The 23593-nt window shown below is 70.3% G+C and carries 16 protein-coding genes; 7 read left to right on the forward strand and 9 right to left on the reverse strand.

The genetic code is table 11. From position 1 onward, the window contains the following. Nucleotides 1-367 precede the first annotated feature (367 nt). Nucleotides 368-1246: a helix-turn-helix transcriptional regulator gene (locus tag M2271_RS27365; RefSeq protein WP_280890017.1), complete on the forward strand. Its 879-nt coding sequence runs from the start codon at nucleotides 368-370 to the stop codon at nucleotides 1244-1246. Beyond that, complete coding sequence (locus tag M2271_RS27370; RefSeq protein ID WP_280889994.1) at nucleotides 1246-1470, forward strand: DUF397 domain-containing protein; 225 nt, start codon at nucleotides 1246-1248, stop codon at nucleotides 1468-1470. Before M2271_RS27365 ends, M2271_RS27370 begins: the two co-directional genes overlap by 1 nt. 597 nt (nucleotides 1471-2067) lie before the next feature. Here the strand turns inward: M2271_RS27370 and M2271_RS27375 are convergent. Both M2271_RS27375 and M2271_RS27380 read right to left on the reverse strand, forming a co-directional pair. Further along, nucleotides 2068-2424, reverse strand: coding sequence for a DUF6086 family protein (locus tag M2271_RS27375; RefSeq protein WP_280889995.1), 357 nt, complete (start codon nucleotides 2422-2424; stop codon nucleotides 2068-2070). Continuing rightward, a complete protein-coding gene (locus M2271_RS27380; protein WP_280889996.1) occupies nucleotides 2421-5948 on the reverse strand; it encodes a chemotaxis protein in 3528 nt (1175 codons plus the stop codon). The genes M2271_RS27375 and M2271_RS27380 overlap by 4 nt, the downstream gene beginning before the upstream one ends. Before the next feature lie 589 nt (nucleotides 5949-6537). On the opposite strand from M2271_RS27380, the gene M2271_RS27385 reads away from it, so the two are divergent. Both M2271_RS27385 and M2271_RS27390 read left to right on the forward strand, forming a co-directional pair. Next, nucleotides 6538-6915, forward strand: coding sequence for a hypothetical protein (locus tag M2271_RS27385; protein ID WP_280889997.1), 378 nt, complete (start codon nucleotides 6538-6540; stop codon nucleotides 6913-6915). A gap of 168 nt (nucleotides 6916-7083) precedes the next feature. Beyond that, on the forward strand, nucleotides 7084-8727 hold the full coding sequence (locus M2271_RS27390; protein ID WP_280889998.1) for a trypsin-like serine protease: 1644 nt from the start codon (nucleotides 7084-7086) through the stop codon (nucleotides 8725-8727). Nucleotides 8728-9197: 470 nt separating this feature from the next. Here M2271_RS27390 and M2271_RS27395 read toward each other — a convergent pair whose 3' ends face one another. The 5 genes from M2271_RS27395 to hrcA all read right to left on the reverse strand — a co-directional run bounded on the left by M2271_RS27395 (nucleotide 9198) and on the right by hrcA (nucleotide 16785). Next, nucleotides 9198-12425 carry a S41 family peptidase gene (locus M2271_RS27395; protein ID WP_280889999.1) on the reverse strand — a complete coding sequence of 1076 codons (3228 nt, stop codon included), beginning with the start codon at nucleotides 12423-12425 and terminating at the stop codon, nucleotides 9198-9200. Between the two features lie 241 nt (nucleotides 12426-12666). Then, nucleotides 12667-13425, reverse strand: a complete 759-nt coding sequence (locus M2271_RS27400) for a 16S rRNA (uracil(1498)-N(3))-methyltransferase (protein ID WP_280890000.1) — start codon at nucleotides 13423-13425, stop codon at nucleotides 12667-12669. Continuing rightward, the gene (locus M2271_RS27405; protein WP_280890001.1) at nucleotides 13422-14507 is read right to left on the reverse strand and encodes a nitronate monooxygenase; all 1086 of its coding nucleotides are present in this window, start codon (nucleotides 14505-14507) and stop codon (nucleotides 13422-13424) included. The genes M2271_RS27400 and M2271_RS27405 overlap by 4 nt, the downstream gene beginning before the upstream one ends. A 121-nt stretch (nucleotides 14508-14628) precedes the next feature. Then, nucleotides 14629-15768, reverse strand: coding sequence for a molecular chaperone DnaJ (gene dnaJ, locus M2271_RS27410; protein WP_280890002.1), 1140 nt, complete (start codon nucleotides 15766-15768; stop codon nucleotides 14629-14631). After that, nucleotides 15769-16785, reverse strand: coding sequence for a heat-inducible transcriptional repressor HrcA (gene hrcA / locus M2271_RS27415; RefSeq protein WP_280890003.1), 1017 nt, complete (start codon nucleotides 16783-16785; stop codon nucleotides 15769-15771). A gap of 164 nt (nucleotides 16786-16949) precedes the next feature. Between hrcA and M2271_RS27420 the strand changes: the two genes are divergently transcribed. Then, a complete protein-coding gene (locus M2271_RS27420) occupies nucleotides 16950-17678 on the forward strand; it encodes an MBL fold metallo-hydrolase (RefSeq protein WP_280890004.1) in 729 nt (242 codons plus the stop codon). A 34-nt stretch (nucleotides 17679-17712) separates the two neighbouring features. After that, complete coding sequence (locus tag M2271_RS27425; protein WP_280890005.1) at nucleotides 17713-18531, forward strand: DUF3097 domain-containing protein; 819 nt, start codon at nucleotides 17713-17715, stop codon at nucleotides 18529-18531. A 229-nt stretch (nucleotides 18532-18760) separates the two neighbouring features. Here the strand turns inward: M2271_RS27425 and hemW are convergent, their stop codons facing one another. Both hemW and M2271_RS27440 read right to left on the reverse strand, forming a co-directional pair. Beyond that, the gene (gene hemW, locus M2271_RS27435; protein WP_280890006.1) at nucleotides 18761-19993 is read right to left on the reverse strand and encodes a radical SAM family heme chaperone HemW; all 1233 of its coding nucleotides are present in this window, start codon (nucleotides 19991-19993) and stop codon (nucleotides 18761-18763) included. 189 nt (nucleotides 19994-20182) lie between these two features. Further along, the gene (locus M2271_RS27440; RefSeq protein WP_280890007.1) at nucleotides 20183-22414 is read right to left on the reverse strand and encodes a SpoIIE family protein phosphatase; all 2232 of its coding nucleotides are present in this window, start codon (nucleotides 22412-22414) and stop codon (nucleotides 20183-20185) included. 102 nt (nucleotides 22415-22516) lie between these two features. Here M2271_RS27440 and M2271_RS27445 point away from each other — a divergent pair. Next, nucleotides 22517-23593: HAMP domain-containing protein (locus tag M2271_RS27445; protein WP_280890008.1), on the forward strand; the 1077-nt coding region annotated here is incomplete at its 3' end.

Genomic DNA, 23593 nt, shown 5'->3' on the forward strand with positions numbered 1-23593 from the left:
GCGGGGGTGGAACGAGGCACAGTCGGTCGAGTGATCGGAGGATCGACCGGCGAGGGCATCCGCTCGTCGCGGTCACTACCGGACGATGTGGAGAACAGCCGCATCCAGTCGGTGAGTTGTCTGATCAGTCGACGCATTTGGGCTCCTTCGGCGGTCAAGCATGCGAGGGGAGTGCGCACCAGGCAGCCCATCCGGTGAGCCACGGCGTCCCTCCCGTTGCGTGGAGTGTGACACTGATCGTCTCGCCATGAGAATCTCACGGCGAACATCTCCTAGAATCCCCCCGTGTGGGTGACACATCTCCGCATTGACATGTGTGAGCGTTGTCGCCGACCCGCTCAGGGCAACTGGACGACTACGTAAGCTCATGGAAAGGACAGCCGTGGGGCCAACCACCAGACGCCGCCAACTCGGGGCCGAACTGAAGCGGTTGAGGGACCTGAAAGGGCTCAACCTCGAAGTGGCCGGCGAAGCCGCTGGGGTGTCCCGGGCGACCGTGAACCGCTATGAGTCCAATCGGGGACCCGTGAAGTGGCTGGTGGTGGATGCGCTGTGCCGCGCATACGGCACCACCGACGAGGAACGCGCCGCGCTCGTGTCACTGGCCAAGAACGCCAAGGTGCAGGGGTGGTGGCAGAGTTACCACGACGCGATCCCCGGCTGGATCACTCCGCTGCTCACGCTTGAGGACGAGGCAGTCGAAGAGTGCCACTGGGCCAACACCTACGTACCTGGATTGCTGCAGACCCGCGCATACGCGACTGCTGTGATCCAGGCGGCCGAGGTACGCGCCGCGCCGGAGTTGATCGAGCGGATGGTGGACGTTCGGATGAAACGGCAGGAAGTCCTCAAGAGGCAGCCGCCGCCCCACCTGTGGGCCATCCTGGACGAAGCCGTCGTCCGGCGCCGCGTCGGCTCACCCGAGGTCATGGCCGAGCAGCTGGAGCACCTGGCCACAGCCTCCGGCATGCCACACATCACGGTGCAGATCCTCCCTTTCAGCAGCGGAGCACATGCGGCCGAAAGCACCAGCTTCATCAGTATCCGCGGCCCCGAGCCGTCGCTCGACGTGGTGCATCTCAGCAATCTCAGCGGGGCTCTGTACCTCGAGAAGTCAGGCGAGTTGGAGCGTCATAGGGTGGTCTTCGAGTATCTGCGGTCACAGGCGCTCAGCACCTCGGAGACGAGCAGCCTGCTCGCGGACCTCGTCAGAGAGTTCACCGCCACAGCACGCAGGGAGCGATAATGGCACTGGCTCAGGAAGCCGTCGGCGAAGACGTCCGCTGGCTCAAGTCCTCCTACAGCGGAGGATCCGGAAGCGACTGCGTCGAGGTGGGGTTCAACGGCCCGGTCACCTCTGTACGCGATTCGAAGGCCCCGCACCGAGGCACGCTGTCGGTGCCGACCAGTGCCTTTACTGCCTTCATCAACAGCTGGACAGCGCACGGAGACATACGCGAGACGCGGTGACTGCCCGCTGCCACTGAGCCCGGTGGCTCGACTGCCCGCCCACGGTTATCTCGTTCGCCGGGGCGTCGCCCGCGTTCTGCTGCACCTACCGGGTCTTCTCGCCGGCCAGCCACGCGTAGAAGGAGGAGCTGCCCACCTTCAGCAGCCGGCACAGGAGAGCAACACCATGGGTGTTCTCGCCTCGATGAATGCGCACACCTTGCTCATTGATCGCTCTCCGCGAGAAGGCACCCGCTTTTCGCAGCAACGTCGATCGTCTCTGCCTGCTCGGCGGCCAGCCTCCGCAGTCCTCGCTCGGCCCTCGTCAGCTCTGCCGACGTTCCCCTGCCCGCGGTGGATCGGGTCCCGCTTGACCCAGTTCCGCAGTCCCTCGGCGCTGACGCCCAGCTCCGGCACCACCTCAGTGGCGGTCTTTTCGGAGGAGCGCACGGGCACTCCCACGTCCCGTTTTTTACTCCTCCGCGTACCGCCTGTTGTGCTTCCCATCTGGCACTACTTTCTCTGGAACCTCACGTCCCCTTTCCCGGGTGTCCACGAGGGGAAGCTTCGGAGGGCCCGTCACCGCGGTGACGTGACGGGCCCTCATGCAAGATCCAGTTACGCCATGGACCGCCCGAGTTGCGCGATCTGCTCCTGCAAGGCCGCCTCATGTTCGGGGCGAAGGTCGATCTCGCCACCCGCCCGTTTCAGCAGGACGAGCGAGGTGACCAGGAGGCCATGTGCCAGACCATGCAGTACATCGTTGTCGGTTGAGGCGTAGAGCCGGTACAACTGCTCAACGAAAGACTGGAAAACCGGTGGGTCGATTTCACAGCTGCCCTGTGGGGTGTCCGACAGCCCGGACGGCAGTTCGAAGAACCCGGCGGCACCCCAGGCCAGGGAGGCGTATAGCTGCCCACTGTGGTAGCCCGCGTCCCAGAGTGTCTCGCCGCCTTGCTCGAAGGGATAGCTCAATCTGCAATCTCCAGTCTGAGGTCGAGGTCCGGGTGATCCCGCCTGAGCTGCTCGAACCGCGACTGCAGTGCCGCTCGGAACCGCGGGTCCATCCCGGACCTGGTGAACCGGAAGCCGATCGGCGCGTTCTCGTACCCGGGAAGCACTTTCCGGCAGTCCAGGTAGTTGGCTAATTTCAGGCTGACATGCTTGTCCAGCCAGTCGCTTTCAGCGTAAATGGCCGTTTTCACTTCCCACATCACGCCGTTCTCGAAGAGGTCGATATCGGTGATGATATTGCCGGTGACTGGGTTGTAGACCTTGTAGTCCTCCTTTCCTTCCAGACAACCGGGAGCACCGCTCGCCGCCGCCGCGAACGATGTGGTCAATAGGAACGAGGTTGCACCGACGACCTTGCAGCCGCGTTTGAGCAGTTTCAGCTCGTCGTACACCCGGTCAAGGGCTTTCAGCTTGCCGCTTAGGACGGCGTCCACGGCGACGCCCTTGCAGCTGTTGAAGTCCTTGTTGCGCAGGCACTTCTCGAAACTGCTGATGCCGAGGAGCTCCTTCTCGCCGTTCCAGAGCTGCTCCATCGCGTCGCCGAACTCTTTGCCGTCGTGAAGGATGCCGCACATGATCTCCGACTGCTGGCACCAGCGGGCGAAGGTTGCCGGCTCGCACGGGACCAGCGCCTGCTCGCAGCGGTAGATCTCGGCCGGAGTCATGCCGTTCTTCACCGCGGCCTCCTTGGCTGCCACGGCAGCCTTGCGGCGCGCTTCCTCCTCTTCCCTGCGCTTGGTGACCGCGGCGGTAAAGGCCTCGGTGGCTGCCTGGAGCGCAGCATCCGCGTCCTTGCCTGCGGCGACCGCGGACTTGCGTGCCTCGTCGGCGTAGTACGCCGCGTGGGATGCGGAAGCCTGAGCCACCTCCGAGGAGAGCGTGGCGTCGGCCGCGGACTTGGCCGCGCGGGAGGCGGAAACATCCGCGCGATTCGCCGCATCGCGTGCCGTCTTGGCGGACGCCGCTGCCTTCGACGCGGACTCCTCGGCGTCCTTGGCGTACTGGTCAGCCTGCTTGGCGTAGTCCTGCGCCTTTTTCGCGGAGTCGTCGGCCTTCTGGGCCCACTCCTTGGCCTTGTCCGCAGCATTGCGAGCGGTGGCAGCCACCTTTTGGGCGGTCTCGGCATTTTGCTGGGCGGTGGCCGCGATCTTCTGCGCGTCCGAGATCATCTTCTGGATCTGGGCCACGTGGGTGGCGGTGAGGTAGTCCTTGCGCTGAGCCTTGTACTGGCCGGAGACGATGAAGGCGTGGAGCGCCTGTGGCGAGCCTTCCAGTGCGATCCGGGCGGCCGACTTCACCTCGGGGGTGCCACTATCGACCAGCTGCGCCGCCCTGACCCGTTCGTCCTCGGTCCGCGCCGTGTTCTGCGTCGTGAGGAGGAACTCGCTGAATTTTTTGGGATCGCCCGTAGCCAGGGCAGCGCGGCCCGCCTCGGTCAGGACAGGACCGGCACCGGAAACGGTCTGGGCGATGGCGACACGCATGGACTCGGCTGCGACCTGATACTGGCCGTTGTCGACGAACGCGCTGATGGCGACGGCGTCGCCATCGAGGGCGGTCTCGGCCGCGTCGCGCACGGCCTTGTCCTCGCTCTCCTCGGCGAGCCGCTCGACGTAGGAGCGCTCATCCTGTTGCTCGGCTGTGCGCCAGCCGTTGCGCAGGTAGTCCAGGACGACCTCATCCGGACCGCCGAGTGCTGCCTCGGCCGCGGCGCGGCCCCATGCGGTGCCGTTCTTCATCACCAGTACGGCCAGGGCGCGGCCCTGGTCGGCGACGGCCGCGAGGTCGGTACCGGCCTTGCCTGCTTCGGCCACCAGCCGGTTCCGTTCGGCCTCCCGGTCCTGGGCGGCCTTCTCCCGCTCGTCCTGGGCGGCGGTGAGGGCGTCGTACGCCTCCTTGTCGTCCTTGGCCAGTTCGATGCCCGCGTTCCTACGGCCGAGGAGTTCCGCCGCCTCGATCTCGCGGGCGATGGTGTAGATCCCCTGGGCCTTGGTCACGGCCGCTGTGGCCGCGTTCGCGGCGTCGGTGGCGGCATTCGCGTGCGCGGTGGACCTGGTGGCGGCCTGCGCAGCCTCGCCCGCGTGCTCAGCCGCGTCGTCGGCAGCAGCGGCGGCGTTCTTCGCGTGGGTGGCCGCCGACTTGGCGGCGTCGCGGGCGTCGCGGGCCGCAGTCGCGGCTTTGCGGGCCAGTGCTTCCGCGGCGCCGGCTGCGCGGTTGGCCTCGACGGCGTGGCGCTTGGCGGCCGCGGCAGCGGCTCGGGCCTCGGCGGCGGCCGCACTGGACTGGCCGGCGTAGTTGCCGGCCTCGATCGCCGCGTTGGCTGCGGCGTTGGCGTTGGCCCCCGCGCTCGCCGCCGAGCTGGCGGCATCGCCTGCCGCGTCGGCGGCAACGGCGGCTTGGTCGGCAGCGTCGGCGGCGAGGTCGGCGCCCTTGGCGGCGGAACGGGCGTCCTCGGCGGCTTTCCGTGCGGCCGCGGCGTTCCCGGCGTCCACCGCGGCGTCGGCAGCGGCGTTGCGGGCGCGGGAGGCTGCCTGCGAGGCGCCGGCCGCGGCAGCTGCCGCCTGCGAGGCGGCGCTTGCGGCGACGCGCGCGGAGTTGTTCGCGGCATTGGCCGCGTCGATGGCCTTCTGCGCGGAGGCGGCGGCCTGGGACGCCGCCGTGGCGGCGCGCTTGGCGGCGCGTGCGGCCTTGTCGGTGTCGTCCTTGGCGGCCTCGGCCTCGGACGCGGCCTCAAGTGCCGCCTCCTTGGCGAGCTGTGAGGCCTTGACCGCCTTGGCGGACTCCGTCTTGGCGGCCGTGGTCTCCTTCGCGGCCTGCTTGCCCGCCTCCTTCGCCTGCTGGGCCAGCTGGGCGACGGTGGCGTGCTCCTGGTCCTTCGCGAGGGCGACGAACTGGCCCACCTGCAGGAACTCGGTGATGTCCTCGGCATTGCCGTTCAGCGCGAGCCGCCCGGCTGCCCGTACGTTGGTGGCGCCCGCGCTGATGATCTGCGCGACCTGCGTCCGTTCGTCCTGCTCACGCTGCGCGTACTGCGTCGTGTTGAGGAACGTCCTGACGTCCTCAGCCGATCCTGCCAGCGCTGCCCGGCCCGCGTCTTGCACATTGGGGCCACCGGTGTCGATGACCTGGGCGGCCAGGACCCGATTGTCCTGCTCCATGGCATCTTCCCAGCCGTCGTCCAGGAAGTCGTGCAGTCCGTCCGGGGTACCTGCGAGCGCTGTACGTGCGGCGGCCAGCAACTCGGGGCCGCCCACCGAGGCGAACTGGGCGGCACTCACCCGCTCGTCCTCGAAGGACAGGTCGTCTGCGACCGCCAGGAACGCCTGCACGTCTGCGTCACTGCCGGTCAGCGCCGCCTCGGCGGCCGCCTTGACGCCAGGGCCGCCCTCTCTCCAGTAATCGACCACCAGATCGCGGTCACCCGCGGTCACCGTCGCCGCGGCTACAGCGGCCGAAGGCACGGTGGCCAGAAGCTCACCGCCCACCGCGGGCGTGGGACCGAGGAGGCCGACAGCGAGGAGCAGAGAAAGCAGACCTAAGGCCGTTCTGTGTCTCGCACGGGACGATTTACCACCTATATCAGACTCGTTAATTATTCGATGCACTGGCTACCCATCTCGCTTATCGACGCCTGCAGGGCTGTCGAACATCGGAGGGGTGAGCATAACTTCCGTGCCCGCGGCGAGTGAATAGGATATTCGGCCGACCGCAAGCGATCCGACTTGTCCGATCTTCCTCCATTTTGCCATTATTTACCATTGCTTTTCCTTTTCATTAAGAACCTTCCTGCATGGATTAATCATCCACCCAACCTGCGTGTGTGGCGCGGAGGTTGGGTGTTGCTCATGGGTAATTGTGAGGTTACGGTGTGGATGATCTCTACGAACCAAACACTTAACGGGGGCGGCATCCCGGAAATAAGGCTGTCGCGTCCGAAAGGAGCCTGCGGTGTTTCTCCGCGCCCGAATTCTTCTTGTTTCCGGAGTCTTTAGTGCTCTCGGCGCGATTATCGGAATCCCTCTTGCTGCTGCCGATGATTCTCCCCCCGAGGCTACCGACGTCCCGCCCGTCGCGGTGGAGCAATTCGACTACCCCGGCGCCGCCGACATCCTGACGACCCAGGGCATCCGGCTCAAGAAAGGCGACGGACACGTCCTGCTGGTGGACTGCGACAGCACGAGTGACCAGATCAAGGTGTACACGGTCAAGGACGACGTGGTCGGCCGGAAGGCCAACTACTGCTTCCGGGCCACCACTCCGAGCGGCTACCTGACGCTCGAACTACCGCGCGTCTTCGCGCTGGAGACCGGCCAGCACCCCATCAGTGCCGACCTCACCGCCAACGGTGAGACCACCACCGTCAAGGTCGAAGAAGGCGGCTTCGAGAGCGTGGGCGAGGGGACCGTGGGCGGGCCCCGCTCCGTGCTGGTCGAAATCCGTGTCACGGGCTGACCCCACCATGTCCAGCGAGAAGAGGTTCCACTTCGCCGTGCCACCGCCTCGGCCCTGTCCAGCGTGTCCCGGTAGCCCTCATCGCGGCCGAAGCGATTTCCACCGTCCCGACCCATGCCACCACGTGTCTCGGCACGCTGTTTGCTACTTATAGGAAGCGAAAGATCAGTGTCTATCAGACCTTCCCGCCGAGCGCGGGCCAAGGCGCTGCTGGCCTCAGTTGCCGTGGTCAGTGCGCTCACCACCACCCCAGCGCAGGCGACTGGCGGCGATCCGGTCACGAACACCAGTTACGCATTCACTGTGAAGCTCGACATCGGCGGCAAGCGCGCCTGCACGGGCACCCTGCTGAACAACCAGTGGGTGATCACCGCGTCGAGCTGCTTCGCGGACGACCCCACACAGCCGACGGCACTGGCCGCAGGCGCGCCCAAACTGAAGACCACGGCGGTCATCGGCCGCACCAACCTGACCGGGACCGCCGGGCAGGTCCGTAACGTGGTTGACCTCGTACCCCACCCGGAGCGGGATGTAGTGGTGGGCAAGCTTGCCAGTCCCGTACAGACCATCGGCTGGCTCCATCCGGCCACCACCGCTCCCACCGCGGGCGAGGCACTGCTCGGAGCGGGCTACGGCCGGACCAAGGACACCTGGGTGCCCGACCAACTGCACCAGGCGTCCTTCACCTCCACCCAGGTTCAAGACGGTCTGATCAGTATCGACGGCACTCCCGTGTGCCAGGGGGACAGCGGCGCGCCGGTCTTCCGCCAAGTGGACGGCCGTACCGAGCTGGTCGCCGTCACCACCGCATCCTGGCAGGGCGGCTGCCTGGGCGAAAAAGAGACCAGGACCGGTGCCGTAGCGGCGCGCGTCGACGACATCCGCACCTGGATCCGACAAGCCACCGCCTCCACTCTCAACCCGTGGAAGACTCAGGCACTGACTCTCACCAGTAGCGGCTTGTACCACGCGATGCGGGACAGCAACGGTGACTGGACCGGCTTCGGCGATGTGCAGAAGGCAGCAGGAACCATTCAGAGCATCTCCTACACAGCCGACGCCGGAGTCCGCGACATCAACTATGTCTTCGCCGTTGGTGGCGACGGGCACGTCTACGAAGCCAGCCGACGTCCCACCGGCGGTTGGGCCGCCTTCACCGATCTGACGGCCGCGCTGGGCGACAAGGCCGGCCTCACCGAGGTGGCGGTAACCTCGACCGGCAACGGCTTGGCCTTGATCGGCCTGGCTGGCGACCGGATCTACCACGCCATTCAGAACGAGGACCTCACCTGGACCAAGTGGGGTGACGTCTCCAACCAGCTCGGTGTCCTGACAGGCGCCCGCCAGGTTACCGTCGCCCAGACCTCCGGCGGCCAGACCCATGTCGGCGTGGTCGCCGGCACCAAGGCCTACCACGCGGTCCGGGCATCCGACGGCACCTGGACCGACTGGGGACACATCAACCAGGAAGCCATCACTCCAGGAGCAGCAAACGGCATGGCCTTCGCCGGAATCGGCGGGGACCTGCAGGTCGTCCTGACCAACGCCACGGGCGGCGCCCGGCACGGAATTCGCGCGTCGGACGGAAGCTGGAGCGCATTCGGCAGCCTGACGAGCCGACTGGGCTCCGAAACCATGACGAACGTCAGTGCCGCCGCAGTGGACGGGGAACTCCAGACCGCAGTAGTCACCAATACCGGGCGCATCCGGCACACCCTCCGCCACGCCGACGGCAAGTGGGACGCCACCGAACAGCTCACCGGCTACCCCGGTACACCCAGCCTCGTCTCGCTCACCGGCAGCCTGAGCTGATCCTGACTGCGCTGTCGGACTGCTGAACAAGCCCAGCGCCAGGACGAAGCAGACCAACGCGCGGGCCGGCAGAAGCCCGCGGGCGGCGCTCGGCCGTTCCGGTCAACTCGAGTACCTCGTCGACCGCTTCGGAGGCGATCTCCTCAGTGAGTACGTCGAGCCGGATCCGGTCGCCGAACTGCGGCTCCAACCGCCTTCGAGGGCTTCGAGGGGATACCGGACGGACCGCCGTCGTGACGGTTGAGGCAGCAGCGATGGCAGACTGAGCGCCCAACGGGGCTCCCTCGCAGACAGTCGGATTTTGGTCGATCTTCTGTCCTACCGGGAGCCCCGTTGCCATATCCCGAGATCGCCTGGCGCGTCATCAGATGGTGGCGGATCTCCCCCTGCATCCCATTGGCCCACTCATCCAGAACAGCAGCCAGTACAACGTCTACCTGCACTGATGCACTAAATCACCGACATTGTCCCTAGCTGGGCAATCCGGGCGGTGTCTTCGCCGGGCTGTCCTCCAGTGCCTCCAGCGCCAGCCGTACCGCCTCGTCCAGCTGCACGTCCCGGCCCGCCGCGTAGTCCTGCGGCCGCTGTACGACCTCCACGTCCGGGTCGACGCCGTGGTTCTCCACGCCCCACTCGTAGCCCTCCAGCCAGAAGGCGTACTTCGGCTGCGTGATCAGCGTGCCGTCGACCAACCGGTACCGGCTGTCGATCCCGACCACCCCGCCCCACGTCCGTACACCGACCACCGGCCCGATCCCCAGCGCCTTGATCGCCGCGTTGACGATGTCCCCGTCGGAGCCGGAGAACTCGTTGGCGACGGCGACGACCGGCCCGCGGGGCGCGTCCTGCGGGTAGCTGTACGGCCGCATCCCGCGCGGCACCGCCCAGCCGACGATCCGCCGGGCCAGTTTCTCGACGACGAGCTGGGAGGTGTGCCCGCCCCGGTTCTCGCGGACGTCGACGACCAGGCCCTCCCGGGCGACCTCGACGCGCAGGTCACGGTGGATCTGGGCCCAGCCGGGCGCCTGCATGTCGGGCACGTGCAGATAGCCGAGCCGGCCGCCGGACTTCTCGTGCACATACGCCCGCCGGTCCGCGACCCACGCGTGGTAGCGCAGGGGTTCCTCGTCGTCGACCGGGACGACGACCGCGTGCCGTACCTCGCCGCCGCCGGACGGTGAGATCGTCAGCTCGACCGGCTTGCCCGCCGTACCCATGAGGAGTGGGGCGGGCCCGGTGACCGGGTCGACCGGCACTCCGCCCACCGCGACGATCGCGTCCCCGGCGCGCACCGCGACGCCGGGGGCGGCGAGCGGGGAGCGGGCCTCGGGATCGGAGGTCTCGGTCGGCAGGATGCGGTCGATGCGCCACCGCGCCGATCCTTGAGGGCCGTCCTCGTGGCGGGAGACGTCCGCGCCGAGGAGCCCCTGACCGGGCCCGTGGCCGTGACCGCCGCGCGGCATGACGTAGGCGTGCGAGGTGCCGAGTTCACCCTGGACCTCCCAGAGCAGGTCGACGAGGTCGTCGTGGGTGGCGACCCGGTCCACCACGGGCCGGTAGCGGTCGAGGACGCCGGTCCAGTCGACGCCGTTCATGTCCGCGCGCCAGAAGTGGTCGCGCATGATGCGGCCGGTCTCCTCGTACATCTGCCGCCACTCGGCAGCGGGGTCGACCAGCTGCCGGACCCGGGAGAGGTCGACGGTGATGTTGGAGTCGCTGTCGTCGTCGCTGGAGGCCCGCCGGTCACTGGGGACGACCTTCAGCCGCCCGTCGGTCCACAAAAGGACCCGTTTGCCGTCGCCGCTGACCGCGAAGTGGTCGGCGTCGGTGGCGAGATGCTCGATGCGCTGCTGGGCGAGGTCGTAGCGCTCCAGCTCGGTCTTCGGGTCCGGGTCGTCCGGCGTGGCCCGGGAGGAGCCGAGGACGCCCTGGACCGGGTGCCGCAGCCACAGCACACCGTCCTTCGCGGCCCGCAGGTTGGAGTAGCGGGCGGCCTCGACGGGGAACGGCACGATCCGGTCGGCGAGGCCCTCCAGGTCGATCCGGGTGGTCGGGGTGCCCTCGCTGTCGGGGATCTCGTCCTTGTCCGGCGCCTCGAAGGGACGGCCGTGCCGCTGCGGGCCGAACGGCGAGGGCGTGGTCGCGGCCAGGGTGATCAGGTGCGGGCGGTCGCCGACCACGAAGGCGAGGTCGAAGACGTGTTCGTCGTAGACCGGGTCGAAGGAGCGGTTGGACAGGAAGGCGAGGTGCTTGCCGTCGAGGGTGAACGCGGGCGCGTAGTCCTGGAAGCGCAGCGGGGTCGCCTCGGTGACCGACAGGTCGGTGGTGTTGGCGAGCCGCAGCTGACGCAGGGGGCGCGGGCCGGGGTGCGACCAGGCGAGCCAGGCGGAGTCGGGCGAGAAGACGAGGCCGGAGACGTCGCCGTCCTCGCTGCGGTCGACCTCGCGGACCTCGCCGGTCTCCCGTTCGACGAGCAGCACACGTCCGTCGTGCGCGGCGACCGCGGCCCGGCTGCCGTCGGGGGCCATCGCGAGTCCGAGGACGCGGCCGAGCTGTCCGGCGGCGAGGCGGCGCGGGGTGGCGCCGGGGGCGAGGCCGGTGGCGGGCGCGAACTCCAGGGCGTCGTCGCCCTCCGCGTCCGTCACCCACACCACCCATTCCTCGCCGTCCGCGCGGAAGGTGCGCGGCAGCCGGGCCCGTACGCCGGGTTCGGCGGCGAGCGCGCGGGTGGGTCCGGACCGGTGGGTGACCCAGTGCACGGCGCCGCGGACGCTGATGGCGCTGCCGCGGGCGGTGTGGTCGGGGGCGCCGCAGCCGAACCAGCGGGCGGCGTTCACCGGGAACGGCTGCCGGTCGACACGCTGACCGCCGAGCCGTACCTCCAGCCGGCGCGGCTCTGCGCCGTCCAGGTCGTCCAGGATCCACAGCTCGCCGGCGCTGACGTACACGACCCGAGTGCCGTCACCGGCCGCGTGCCGGGCGTAGAAACCGTCGAGGGGGGTGTGCCGGCGCAGGTCGGAGCCGTCGGCGAGGGAGGAGTACAGGGCGCCGACGCCTTCATGGTCGGACAGGAAGGCGATCCGGTCCCCCACCCACAGCGGGTATTCGAGGTTCCCGTCCAGCTCTTCGTGCAGCCGTACGAACTCCCCGTCGCCGGCGCGGTCGATCCACAGCTTGCCCGCCGTGCCGCCCCGGTAGCGCTTCCACCAGGCCGCCTCGCGTCCCATGGGCGAGGACACCACGACCGTGCCCGAGTCCGAGTGGGCGACGTCGCCGACGAGGCCGTACGGCAGCCGGGTGGCCGGTCCGCCGTCGAGCGGGACGGCGTGCGCCCACTTGCGGCGCAGGCTCGCCTGGCCGTGCGTGGTGATCGCCAGGACCTGCCCTTCGGGGGTCCAGCCGCGGACCTGGGTCTGCGCGCTGCCCCAGTGGGTGAGGCGTACGGCGGGGCCGCCGTCGACCGGGGCGATGTGCACCTCGGGGGCGCCGTCGCGGGTGGAGGTCCAGGCGACGGTCGTGCCGTCGGGCGAGATACGGGGGTGGGTCACCGGCACGTTGTCGGCGCTCACCCGCCAGGCCCTGCCGCCGTCGAGCGGGGCGAGCCACACGTCGTCCTCGGCGGTGAAGGCGACCAATTCGCCGTGCGGATGCGGATACCGGAAATACGCAGGAGAACCCGACGTCGCTGGCTGTGTCACCCGATCACCCTATGCACGCGCGCCGCCCGGGACCAGGGGTTTCGCTGACTTGGCCACCCACCTTCACCGGTGGATCACTTGCCCTCGACCGGCCGGCAGGTGGGGTCGACCTGGCACCAGACGTGCCCGAATCGTCTCAACGACCCCATGAAAGGCAGCCTGCCACCGACCGCCCCACCACGGTAGAGCGCGTACGGCCACCCGCGCGCCACTCAGTGGCCGGTGCGGCCGGTGCGGCCGGTCAGGACCAGCGGCCGGTGCGGCCGAGGAGCAGCGCGGTCGCGGCCGTACCGGCGGTCGACGTACGCAGCACGGTACGGCCCAGGCGGTACGCCTTCGCGCCCGCCTCCTGGAAGAGCGCCAACTCCTCGGGGGACACGCCCCCTTCGGGGCCGACGACCAGCACGATCTCGCCGTCGGCGGGCAGTTCGGCGGTGGCGAGCGGCTCGCTGCCGTAGTCGCGGTCCTCGTGCAGTACGGCGGCGAAGTCGGCTTTGGCGAGAAGTGCCGCAACCTGCTTGGTCGTCGCCGCGTCCGCGACCTCGGGGAAACGCGCCCGGCGGGACTGCTTGCCGGCCTCGCGGGCGGTGGCCCGCCACTTGGCGAGCGCCTTCGGGCCGCGGTCGCCCTTCCACTGGGTGATGCAGCGGGCGGCGGCCCACGGCACGATCGCGTCGACGCCGGTCTCGGTCATCGTCTCGACGGCCAACTCGCCCCGGTCACCTTTGGGGAGGGCCTGGACGACAGTGACGCGGGGCTGCTCCCGGGGTTCCTCGTGGACGCTCTCCAGGCCCGTGACGACCAGCCGGTCCTTGCCCTCGGCTGCCTTCACGACGCCCTCGATCCAGCGCCCGCGGCCGTCCGTGAGGACGACGTCCTCGCCGGCCCGCAGTCGCTTCACGGAGACCGCGTGCCGCCCCTCGGGGCCGTCGAGGACGATCTCTCCGCCGCGGAAGTCCGGGAGTTCCAGGGGATCGAGCACGAACACCGGCGCGGTCATCGCACGCCACCCCGGGCAGGCCGGACCCCCAACGCTTCCTGCGCGGCGGCGAGTTCGGCGGCCAGCACCTCCACCAGCCGCCCCGCGGGGAGATCGCGGGCCATCCGGTGGCCCTGTCCCGCCCACAGCGCCATGCCCTGCGCGTCGCCCGCCTTGGCCGCCGCCTTGCGCAGCGGCGAGGTCAGGTGGTGGAGCTCCGGGTAGGCGGCGGGCGCGTACGGCCCGTGTTCGCGCAGGAACCGGTTGACCAGGCCGCGCGCCGGGCGCCCGGAGAAGGCCCGGGTCAACTCCGTACGAACGAACAGAGGGTTGGTCAGGGCCTGCTTGTGCACGGCGCTCGCGCCGGACTCGGGGGTGGCGAGGAACGCCGTGCCGAGCTGGGCCGCGCTCGCGCCCGCGGCGAGCGTGGCGGCGATCTGGCTGCCGCGCATGATGCCGCCGGCCGCGATGATCGGGATGCGTACGGTCTCGCGGATCTGTGCGATCAGCGACAGCAGTCCGATGCCGGAGCCGTCGGTCTCCGGGAGGTCCCGGTGGGTGCCCTGGTGGCCGCCCGCCTCCACGCCCTGCGCGATCACCGCGTCGGCGCCCGCCATCTCGACGGCGAGGGCCTCCTCCGGGGTGGTCGCGGTGACCAGGGTGAAGGTGCCGGCCCGGCGCAGCGAGTCCAGGACGTCCGGGCCGGGGGTGCCGAAGTGGAAGGAGACCACCGGCACCGGGTTGTCGAGCAGCACCGCGAGCTTGGCGTCGTAGCCGTCGTCACGGCCGCTCTCGGGGTCGCCGAGCTCTGTCTCGTACCAGGAGGCCTCGCCGGCCAGCTGATGGGCGTAGACGTCCACCGCGGCCGGGTCCGCGTACTCCGGCTGCGGCATGAAGATGTTCACGCCGAAGGGACGGGACGTGAGGCTCCGCAGCTGCTTGATCTCCTGGTACAGGCCGTCGGCCGTCTTGTACCCGGCAGCGAGGAACCCCAGCCCGCCGGCCTCGCACACGGCGGCGCCCAGCGTCGGTACGGAGACACCGCCCGCCATGGGGGCCTGCACGATCGGATGAGGGAAAAGATCGGTCAGTGCGGAGGACATGACGGCATGTTGTCACGTCTTCCGAACAAGTCCGAAATCGAGCCTTTCCCTTGGCACATGCCAGCGGTGGACGGGCAGGGCAGGGGCGGCGGGCGGCGGACAACCGCCCGCAGCCACCCCGTCAGCGACCGTTGAACGCGTCCTTCAGCCGGGAGAACAACCCCTGCTGCCCCGGCTGGAACTGTCCCAGCGGGCGCTCCTCGCCGCGCAGTTTCGCCAGCTCGCGCAGGAGCCGTTCCTGCTCGGGGTCGAGCTTGCTCGGGGTCTGGACCTCGACGTGCACGATGAGGTCGCCCCGGCCGCCGCCGCGCAGGTGGGTGACACCGCGACTGTGCAGCGGGATCGACTGGCCGGACTGGGTGCCGGGCCGGATGTCGACCTCCTCCAGGCCGTCCAGCGTCTCCAGCGGGACCTTGGTGCCCAGGGCCGCCGCGGTCATCGGGAGGGTGACCGTGCAGTGCAGGTCGTCGCCCCGGCGCTGGAACTGCGAATGCGGCAGCTCGTGGATCTCGACGTACAGGTCGCCGGCGGGACCGCCGCCGGGGCCGACCTCGCCCTCGCCCGCGAGCTGGATCCGTGTGCCGTTGTCGACACCGGCGGGGATCTTCACCGTCAGCGTGCGCCGCGAGCGGATCCGTCCGTCACCCGCGCACTCCGGGCACGGCGTCGGGACGACGGTCCCGAAGCCCTGGCACTGCGGACACGGCCGGGACGTCATGACCTGGCCGAGGAAGGACCGGGTGACCTGCGAGACCTCACCCCGGCCGCGGCACATGTCACATGTCTGGGCGGAGGTGCCCGGCGCCGCGCCCTCGCCGCTGCAGGTGGTGCAGACGACGGCCGTGTCGACCTGGATGTCCTTCGTGGTGCCGAAGGCCGCCTCGTCGAGCTCGATCTCCAGCCGGATCATCGCGTCCTGGCCGCGCCGGGTGCGCGAGCGCGGACCGCGCTGGGACGCCGTACCGAAGAAGGCGTCCATGATGTCGGAGAAGTTGCCGAAGCCGCCGGCGCCGAAGCCGCCCGCGCCACCGGCGCCGCCCGCCTGCGAGAGGGGGTCGCCGCCCAGGTCGTAGACCTGCTTCTTCTGCGGGTCCGACAGCACCTCGTAAGCGGCGTTGATCTCCTTGAACCGCTCCTGGGTCTTCGGATCGGGGTTGACGTCCGGATGCAGCTCGCGTGCGAGCCGCCGGAAGGCCTTCTTGATCTCTTCCTGCGACGCGTCGCGGCGCACGCCGAGAACGGCGTAGTAGTCCGTGGCCACTTACGACTCCGCCAGGATCTGTCCGACGTACCGTGCCACTGCGCGTACCGCTCCCATCGTTCCCGGGTAATCCATGCGGGTCGGTCCGACCACGCCGAGCTTGGCTACTGCCTCGTTGCCCGAACCGTAGCCGACCGACACGACGGACGTGGAGTTGAGTCCCTCATAGGCGTTCTCGTGACCGATGCGTACGGTCATGCCCGAATCCCCGGCCTCACCAAGGAGCTTGAGAAGCACGACCTGCTCCTCGAGTGCCTCCAGGACGGGCCGGATGGTGAGGGGAAAGTCATGTCCGAAGCGGGTCAGATTGGCGGTGCCGCCGATCATCAGCCGCTCCTCGTTCTCTTCGACGAGTGTCTCCAGGAGGGTGGAGAGCACCGTGGTGACCGCACCGCGGTCCTCCAGGTCGAAGGCCTCCGGCAGGTCCTCCACCAGGCGCGGCACGTCGGCGAAACGACGGCCCGCGACCCGGCTGTTGAGCCGCGCCCGCAGATCCGCGAGCGAGGTCTCGCTGACCGGCGCCGGGCAGTCGACCATCCGCTGCTCGACCCGGCCGGTGTCCGTGATCAGCACGAGCATCACGCGCGCGGGGGCGAGCGAGAGCAGCTCCACGTGCCGCACGGTCGAGCGGGTCAGCGAGGGGTACTGCACGACCGCGACCTGCCGGGTCAGCTGCGCGAGCAGCCGCACCGTCCGGGCCACGACGTCGTCCAGGTCGACCGCGCCGTCGAGGAAGTTCTGGATGGCGCGCCGCTCGGGCGCGGTCATCGGCTTGACGCCGGCCAGCTTGTCGACGAACAGCCGGTACCCCTTGTCCGTGGGGATCCGCCCGGCACTGGTGTGCGGCTGGGCGATGTACCCCTCGTCCTCCAGGGCCGCCATGTCGTTGCGGACCGTCGCCGGGGAGACGCCGAGGCCGTGGCGCTCGGTGAGCGCCTTGGACCCGACGGGCTCCTCGGTGCCGACGTAGTCCTGGACGATGGCGCGCAGCACCTGAAGCCTGCGTTCACTCAGCATCGCGCACACACCTCCAGAGGTCGTCCCCGTCGCGCCTGGCCTGGCACTCGTCACATCCGAGTGCCAGCGTTCCCCGGCCCAGTGTACGGCCGTGGGGTACGCCCCGGGCAAGGCCGGTCCCGCGAGACCGCGCCCGGACGTGCTGTCTTGGCTAGCGTCGCGGTATGACGGTGACTTGGGAAGAGCTGGGATGGCAACGGGTGGCGGCCGGGGTCGGCCGGTGCCGGCTGCCGGGCTGGGACTGCACGGTGGGGCTGGTCGTCGGTGAGGGTACCGCGCTGTTGATCGATTCCGGGTCGAGTCTCGGGGAGGGCGGGCGGCTGCGAGGACAGGCGGAGCGGCTCACCGGTCACCGTGTGACTCATCTCGCGCTTACCCACCCCCACTTCGATCATGTCTTCGGCGCCGCGGCGTTCTCGGGGGCGGAGATGTTCGGCGCGGTGGGCATCGAGACGACGGTCGACGGGCGCCGCGCGCGGGAGGAGCTGCGCGCGGACGCCGTACGCAACGGCCTGGACGCCTCCCTGGCGGACGAGGCGGCCGAGGTCCTGGTCGTGCCCCGCCACCGGGTCTTCGGCGAGTGGACCCTCGACCTGGGTGACGGCCGGCGGGTTCTGCTGGCGAACGTGGGCCCCGGCCACACCGCCCACGACCTCGCGGTCCTCGTCCCCGGCTCCCCCGAGGTGGTCTTCTGCGGCGACCTGGTCGAGGAGTCCGGCGAACCCCAGGCGGGCCCCGACGCCGCCCCGGCCCACTGGCCCGCCGCGCTGGACCGGCTCCTCGATTTGGGCGGCGAGGACGCGCTGTACGTGCCCGGTCACGGAGCGGTGGTGGACGCGGCCTTCGTACGGGCACAACGCGACGCGCTGGCAGCGCGTTTCGGCGTGTCGTAGGTGCTCCTCGGCCGCTTCTCCTATCGTCATCCGAATGCGCCAGTATTCTCCGGACCTGACCCCGCCGTGGAAGAAGCCCAAGCCCGTACCCGAGGTCCCGGCGGAGCCCGGCCTGGTGGTCGAGGAGCCGGGGACGGGGTTCTGCGGTGCGGTGATCCGCTGCGAGGCCGGAACGGTCACCCTGGAGGACCGCCACGGCAAGCACCGGGTCTTTCCGCTGGAACCGAGCGGCTTCCTCCTCGAAGGCCGGGTGGTGACCCTGGTCCGGCCGCCGTCGACGACTCCGGTACGTCCGTCCCGTACCGCCTCCGGTTCGGTCGCCGTCCCCGGCGCACGGGCCCGGGTGGCCCGCGCCGGCCGTATCTACGTCGAGGGCCGGCACGACGCGGAACTGGTCGAGAAGGTGTGGGGCGACGACCTGCGCGTCGAGGGCGTGGTCGTGGAGTACCTGGGGGGCGTGGACGACCTCCCGTCGATCGTGGCCGACTTCGCGCCGGGCCCGGACGCCCGGCTGGGCGTGCTGGTGGACCACCTGGTGCCGGGCACGAAGGAGTGGCGCATCGCCGAGTCGGTGACGAGTGAGCACGCCCTGGTGGTGGGCCACCCGTACATCGACATCTGGGAGGCGGTGAAGCCGTCCGCCGTGGGCATCGAGGCGTGGCCCCGGGTGCCGCGCGGCCAGGACTGGAAGACGGGGGTGTGCCGGGCCGTGGGCTGGCCGGAGAACACGGGGGCGGTGTGGCAGGCGATCCTGAAGCGGGTGGGGTCCTACAAGGACCTGGAGCCGGAGTTGCTGGGGAGGGTGGAGGAGCTGATCGACTTCGTCACGGACCCCGGCTTGACGCCCTTGTAGGTGCCGAACTCGCTCGTGTCGAGTTCGATGCCGAGCGATTCCAGCGAGAGGGCGGCGCCGAAGGTGGTGATCCGCTGGGCCCGGTGGTCGGCTTCGTCCCCTGTGCCGATGGGCTCCGTGAGCAGAACGCAATGTGCCACGATCGGGTCGACGATGAGGTAGGCCGGGATTTCGCCTGCCGCGTCAGGGACCGAACGGGCGTCGTGCAGGGATTCGCCCTCCAGCGTGATCAGTCCACCAGGTCCCTGACCACCGCGTCCGCCAACAACCGCCCCCGCAGCGTCAGCACGGCACGCCCCGCCTCGTAGGGCCGGTCTTGGAGCAGGCCGTCCGAGAGCGCCCGTCGGGACGCGGCAAGCCCCTCCGTCCGCAGGAGATCCAGCGGGACCCCCTCCCGCAACCGCAGCTCCAGCAGAATCCGCTCCACCCGGCGGTCCTCCTCCGAGAGGATCTCCCGCCCGGCCCCCGGCGACCGCCCCGCCGCCAGCGCCGCCGCGTACGCCCCCGGATGCTTCACGTTCCACCAGCGCACCCCGCCCACGTGCGAGTGCGCCCCCGGTCCCGCCCCCCACCAGTCGGCGCCCCGCCAGTACAGCTCGTTGTGCAGACAGCGCCCCGCGTCCGAGGTCGCCCAGTTCGACACCTCGTACCAGTCGAACCCGGCCGCCGCCAGTGTCTCCTCGGCGATCAGATACCGGTCCGCGTGCACGTCGTCGTCCGTCATCGGCACCTCGCCGCGGCGGATCCGCCGGGCCAGCTGCGTACCCTCCTCGACGATCAGCGCGTACGCCGAGACGTGGTCCGGACCGGCCCCCAGCGCCGCTTGGAGCGAGGACCGCCAGTCGTCGTCCGACTCGCCGGGCGTGCCGTAGATCAGGTCCAGGTTGACGTGCTCGAACCCGGCCGCGCGGGCCTCCGCCACACACGCCTCCGGACGCCCCGGTGTGTGCGTACGGTCCAGCACGCGCAGCACGTGCTGCTGCGCGCTCTGCATACCGAAGGAGATCCGGTTGAAGCCGCCCTGCCGAAGCTCCGCGAGGTAGGCCGGGTCCACCGACTCCGGGTTCGCCTCGGTGGTGATCTCCGCGTCCGCCGCGAGGCCGAACTCGTCGCGGATCGCCGCCAGCATGCGTACGAGATCGCCCGCGGCCAGCAGCGTGGGCGTGCCGCCGCCGACGAAGACCGTACGGACCTCGCGCGGGTCGTCGCCGAGGACCTTGCGGGCCAGCCTGACCTCGTCGGTCAGGGTGTCCGCGTAGTTGTCGCGGGAGGCGAGGACACCGCCGGTGCCGCGCAGCTCGGTCGCCGTGTACGTGTTGAAGTCGCAGTAGCCGCAGCGGGTCGCGCAGTACGGGACGTGCAGATAGAACCCGAGGGGACGGTCGGCCGCCCCGGCGAGCGCGGACGCGGGGAGGGCGCCGTCGTCGGGGACGGGCTCGCCGTCGGGGAGTGCGGAAGGCATACCCCCATTGTCCCGTACCTGCGGGCGGCCATCTGTCCCGTACCTGCGGACGGCCATCTGTCCCGTACCGACGAGCGCCCGTCTTTCCCGCGCTTACGGGCGTCCATCTGTCCCGCACCTACGGGCGGCCGTCTGTCCCGCACCCACGGGCGCCCACTTGTCCTGTGCCGACGGCCGCACCCGTCGCCGTTACTCGGCCTGCAGTACCAGCAGCGCCAGGTCGTCCGCCGGCGGCCGTACCCCGAACTCGTGCACCAGCCGCTTGATCCGCGCCGCGATCAGCTCCGCGTCGAGCCCCACGCACCCGGCCAGCGCCTCGGCGAGCCCGTCCTCGTCGTCGAACTGCCGGGAGCCGCTGCGCCGCTCGGTCACCCCGTCCGTCACGCACAGCAGGCTGTCGCCGGAGCGCAGCTCGAAGGTCTCGCTGGTGTACGTGGCGTCCTCGATGACCCCGATGAGGGTCTGCGGGTGCGCTGCCGTACGGACCTCGCCGCCCGCCCCGAGCAGCAGCGGCAGCGGGTGTCCGGCGGAGGCGAGGGTGCAGCGCACACCGCCGTCGAAGGGCGCGAGTTCGCCGTAGAGGAGGGACAGGAACCGGGTCTGCGGGCCGTCGCCGGGGCCTGTCGGCCGGCCGCCCGCGGCGGCCAGCGCGCGGGCCGCCGCGTCCGCGGCCTCCGTGGCGTCGTCGAGGAGCAGCTGGTTGAGGCGGTCCAGGACGTCGGCGACGCGGTAGCCCTCGCGGGCCAGCAGCCGCAGCCAGGGCCGGGCGAGGCCGATGACGACGGCGGCCTCGGGTCCCTTGCCCTGGACGTCGCCGACGGCGAAGCACCAGCGTCCGTCGCCGGCCGGGAAGATGTCGTAGAAGTCACCGCTGGGTCCGCCCTTGTCACACGGCTCGTACACCAGTGCGCTGCGCATCCCGGGTATCTCGGCGACCGCGCCGGGCAGCAGGCCGCGCTGCAGGACGGCGCTGATGGTGGCCTGCCGGGCGTACTGGCGGGCGGCGCCGATGGCGAGCGCCACCCGGCGGCTGAGGTCCTCCACGAGTCCGGTGATCTCGTCGGGGTAGCTCTGCAGCCCGGCCCGGCCGATGACCAGGGTGCCGAGCGGGCGGCCACCGGCCGTCAGACGGTAGGCGAGCGCGGAGCCGTCGGGGCCGAGGGCCTGGCGGGGCCAGGGGAAGGCGGCGGGGCCGGAGCGGGCCGGGTCGGGCGGGCGTGGCGACTCCTTCTCCAGAGCCCGGCGCAGGTCTTCGATGCGGTGCTCGCCGGCGTGCCAGACCCGGGCCAGCTGCGGTCCGGTGCCCGCGGGCCCGTCGGCCGTCCAGCCGGCCCGGCCGGTGACCTCGTCCTCCAGCCACACCGCGCACCAGTCGGCGAGCCGGGGCACGATCAGCTGTCCGGCGAGCGCGGCCACCAGGTTCTCGTCGAGCTGACCGGCGAGCAGGTCGGAGGCCTCGGCGAGAAAGGACAGGGCGCCTCGGCCCAGCCAGTCACGTTCCTCTTCGGTGCGCTGCGGCTCGGGGGCGAGTATCCCGGCGACGTGCAGACCGCGCTCCCCGGCGGACGCGGCGTGTTCCCCCGCCGTCGGGACGCCGTGCGCGGGCAGCCGCGCCCACACCGTCTTGGCGCCGGTGCGGTAGGTGATCCCCCAGGACTCGGCGAGTGCGGCGACCAGCCGCAGCCCTCGCCCGTGCTCCGGTGTCTCGTACGGCGGTTCGACCGCGACGTCGCGCGGGGCGCGGGAGGGGTGGTGGTCCAGGACCTCGACGACGACGGCGCCCGTCTCCGCCTCCAGCCGGCATTCCACCGCGACGTCGGTCCCCGCGTACACCACGGCGTTGGTGACGAGTTCGCTGACGACGGCCACGGCATCGTCGGCCAGCCGGTCACTGAGGTGCTCGGTGCCGGGCAGCCCTCGCTCGGCCCAGTCGGCGAGCGCGGCCCGTAAGAGCGCGCGGGCGGAGCCCGGCGCGAGGGGGCTGCCGGGGAGGGTGGCGTGCGTCTCGGCGCGTGGGGTTTCCGGGAGTTCCGGGAGTTCGTCGATGGGCGGATGGGCTTTGGCGCGCGGGGGTTCGTCCGTGGCTGGGTGCGCGTCCGCGCGCGGGGATGCGGTGGCTGGATGCTCGTCCGCGTACGGGGGCGTGGGGGCTGGATGCTCGTCCGGGCGCGGGGGTGCCGCAGTGGCTGGACGGGTGTCCGCGCGCGCGGGCGTCGCCGTGGCCGGAAGCACGTCGGTGTACGGGGGCGCGGTGGCCGGATGCGTGTCCGCGCGCGGGGGCGCGGTGGTGGCCGGATGTGTCTCTGTACGCGGGGGCGCGTCGGCGTGCGGATGTTCTTCGGCACGTGGATGCGCGCCCCCCGGCACAGGCGCACCGGAGGCACGGGAATCGGTTTCCCGTTGCGTCGGAATGGCCCCCATGGACAGCTCCCCGAGCGGTTCGGACGAATACACCTCAGTCGATGCCGACAGAGTGACAGACTGGCCACGCCCATAAGCGCCGAGTTACCGAAGTGGGCCGCCATGAGTGAGAACAGTGCTACGCGTGTGCTCGAAGACGGACACGAAGATGGCCAGATTCGAGCATCGGATCTCAGCCCTCTGGTCGCCGCGATGACCGCGGCCCGGGACGGTGACTTCGCCAAGGTGCCGGAGTCGGGGTGCGGCCCGGTGGCCGAACTGACCGCCCTCTTCAACCAGATCATGGATCGCAGCACCCACTTCCACACCGAAGTGCAGCGCGTGAAACGGGAGCTGGTCCGACACGGCCGGCTCGACGAACGCCTCTCCACAAGCCCCGGTCAGGGAGCCTGGACCTCCCGGGTCAACGACGTCAACCAGTTGCTCGACGCCCTGGTGGCCCCGGCGGCGAACGCGACCCGGGTGCTGGACGCGGTGGCCGGCGGTGATCTGACCCAGCGGGTCGATCTGCACGACGGCAGCAGGCAGTTGCGCGGCGATATGCGGCGGCTGGGCCAGGCCGTGAACAAGATGGTGGACCAGCTCTCCCGGTTCACCGGCGAGGTCACCCGGGTCGCCCGCGAGGTCGGCACCGAGGGCCGGCTCGGTGGCCGGGCCAAGGTGACGAGCCTGTCGGGCAGTTGGCGGGATGTGACCGAGTCGGTGAACACGATGGCGTCCCGGCTGACCGCCCAGGTGCGTGACATCGCCCTGGTGACCACGGCGGTGGCGCGCGGCGATCTGACCCGCACGGTGACCGTCGAGGCGACCGGTGAACTTCTCGAACTGAAGCTGACGGTCAACACGATGGTCGACCAGCTGTCCGCGTTCGCCGACGAGGTCACCCGCGTGGCACGCGAGGTCGGCACCGAGGGCAACCTCGGCGGCCGTGCGCAGGTGCGGGGCGTGTCGGGGGTCTGGAAGGACCTCACCGACAACGTCAACTTCATGGCCTCGAACCTGACCTCACAGGTCCGCAACATCGCCCAGGTCACCACCGCCGTCGCCAACGGTGACCTGAGCCAGAAGATCACGGTCGACGCCCAGGGCGAGATCCTGGAGCTGAAGTCGACGATCAACACGATGGTCGACCAGCTGTCCGCGTTCGCCGACGAGGTCACCAGGGTCGCCCGCGAGGTC

Origin of the sequence: Streptomyces sp. LBL, from assembly GCF_029893585.1 — a bacterium.
Lineage (GTDB): Bacteria > Actinomycetota > Actinomycetes > Streptomycetales > Streptomycetaceae > Streptomyces.

Bases quoted from the DNA above. Each gene is read 5' to 3' on its own strand.
- M2271_RS27365 (WP_280890017.1), top strand. From the start codon at position 368: ATGGAAAGGACAGCCGTGGGGCCAACCACCAGACGCCGCCAACTCGGG.
- M2271_RS27370 (WP_280889994.1), top strand. From the start codon at position 1,246: ATGGCACTGGCTCAGGAAGCCGTCGGCGAAGACGTCCGCTGGCTCAAG.
- M2271_RS27400 (WP_280890000.1), bottom strand. From the start codon at position 13,425: ATGACCGCGCCGGTGTTCGTGCTCGATCCCCTGGAACTCCCGGACTTC.
- M2271_RS27405 (WP_280890001.1), bottom strand. From the start codon at position 14,507: ATGTCCTCCGCACTGACCGATCTTTTCCCTCATCCGATCGTGCAGGCC.
- hrcA (WP_280890003.1), bottom strand. From the start codon at position 16,785: ATGCTGAGTGAACGCAGGCTTCAGGTGCTGCGCGCCATCGTCCAGGAC.
- M2271_RS27420 (WP_280890004.1), top strand. From the start codon at position 16,950: ATGACGGTGACTTGGGAAGAGCTGGGATGGCAACGGGTGGCGGCCGGG.
- M2271_RS27425 (WP_280890005.1), top strand. From the start codon at position 17,713: ATGCGCCAGTATTCTCCGGACCTGACCCCGCCGTGGAAGAAGCCCAAG.
- hemW (WP_280890006.1), bottom strand. From the start codon at position 19,993: ATGCCTTCCGCACTCCCCGACGGCGAGCCCGTCCCCGACGACGGCGCC.
- M2271_RS27440 (WP_280890007.1), bottom strand. From the start codon at position 22,414: ATGGGGGCCATTCCGACGCAACGGGAAACCGATTCCCGTGCCTCCGGT.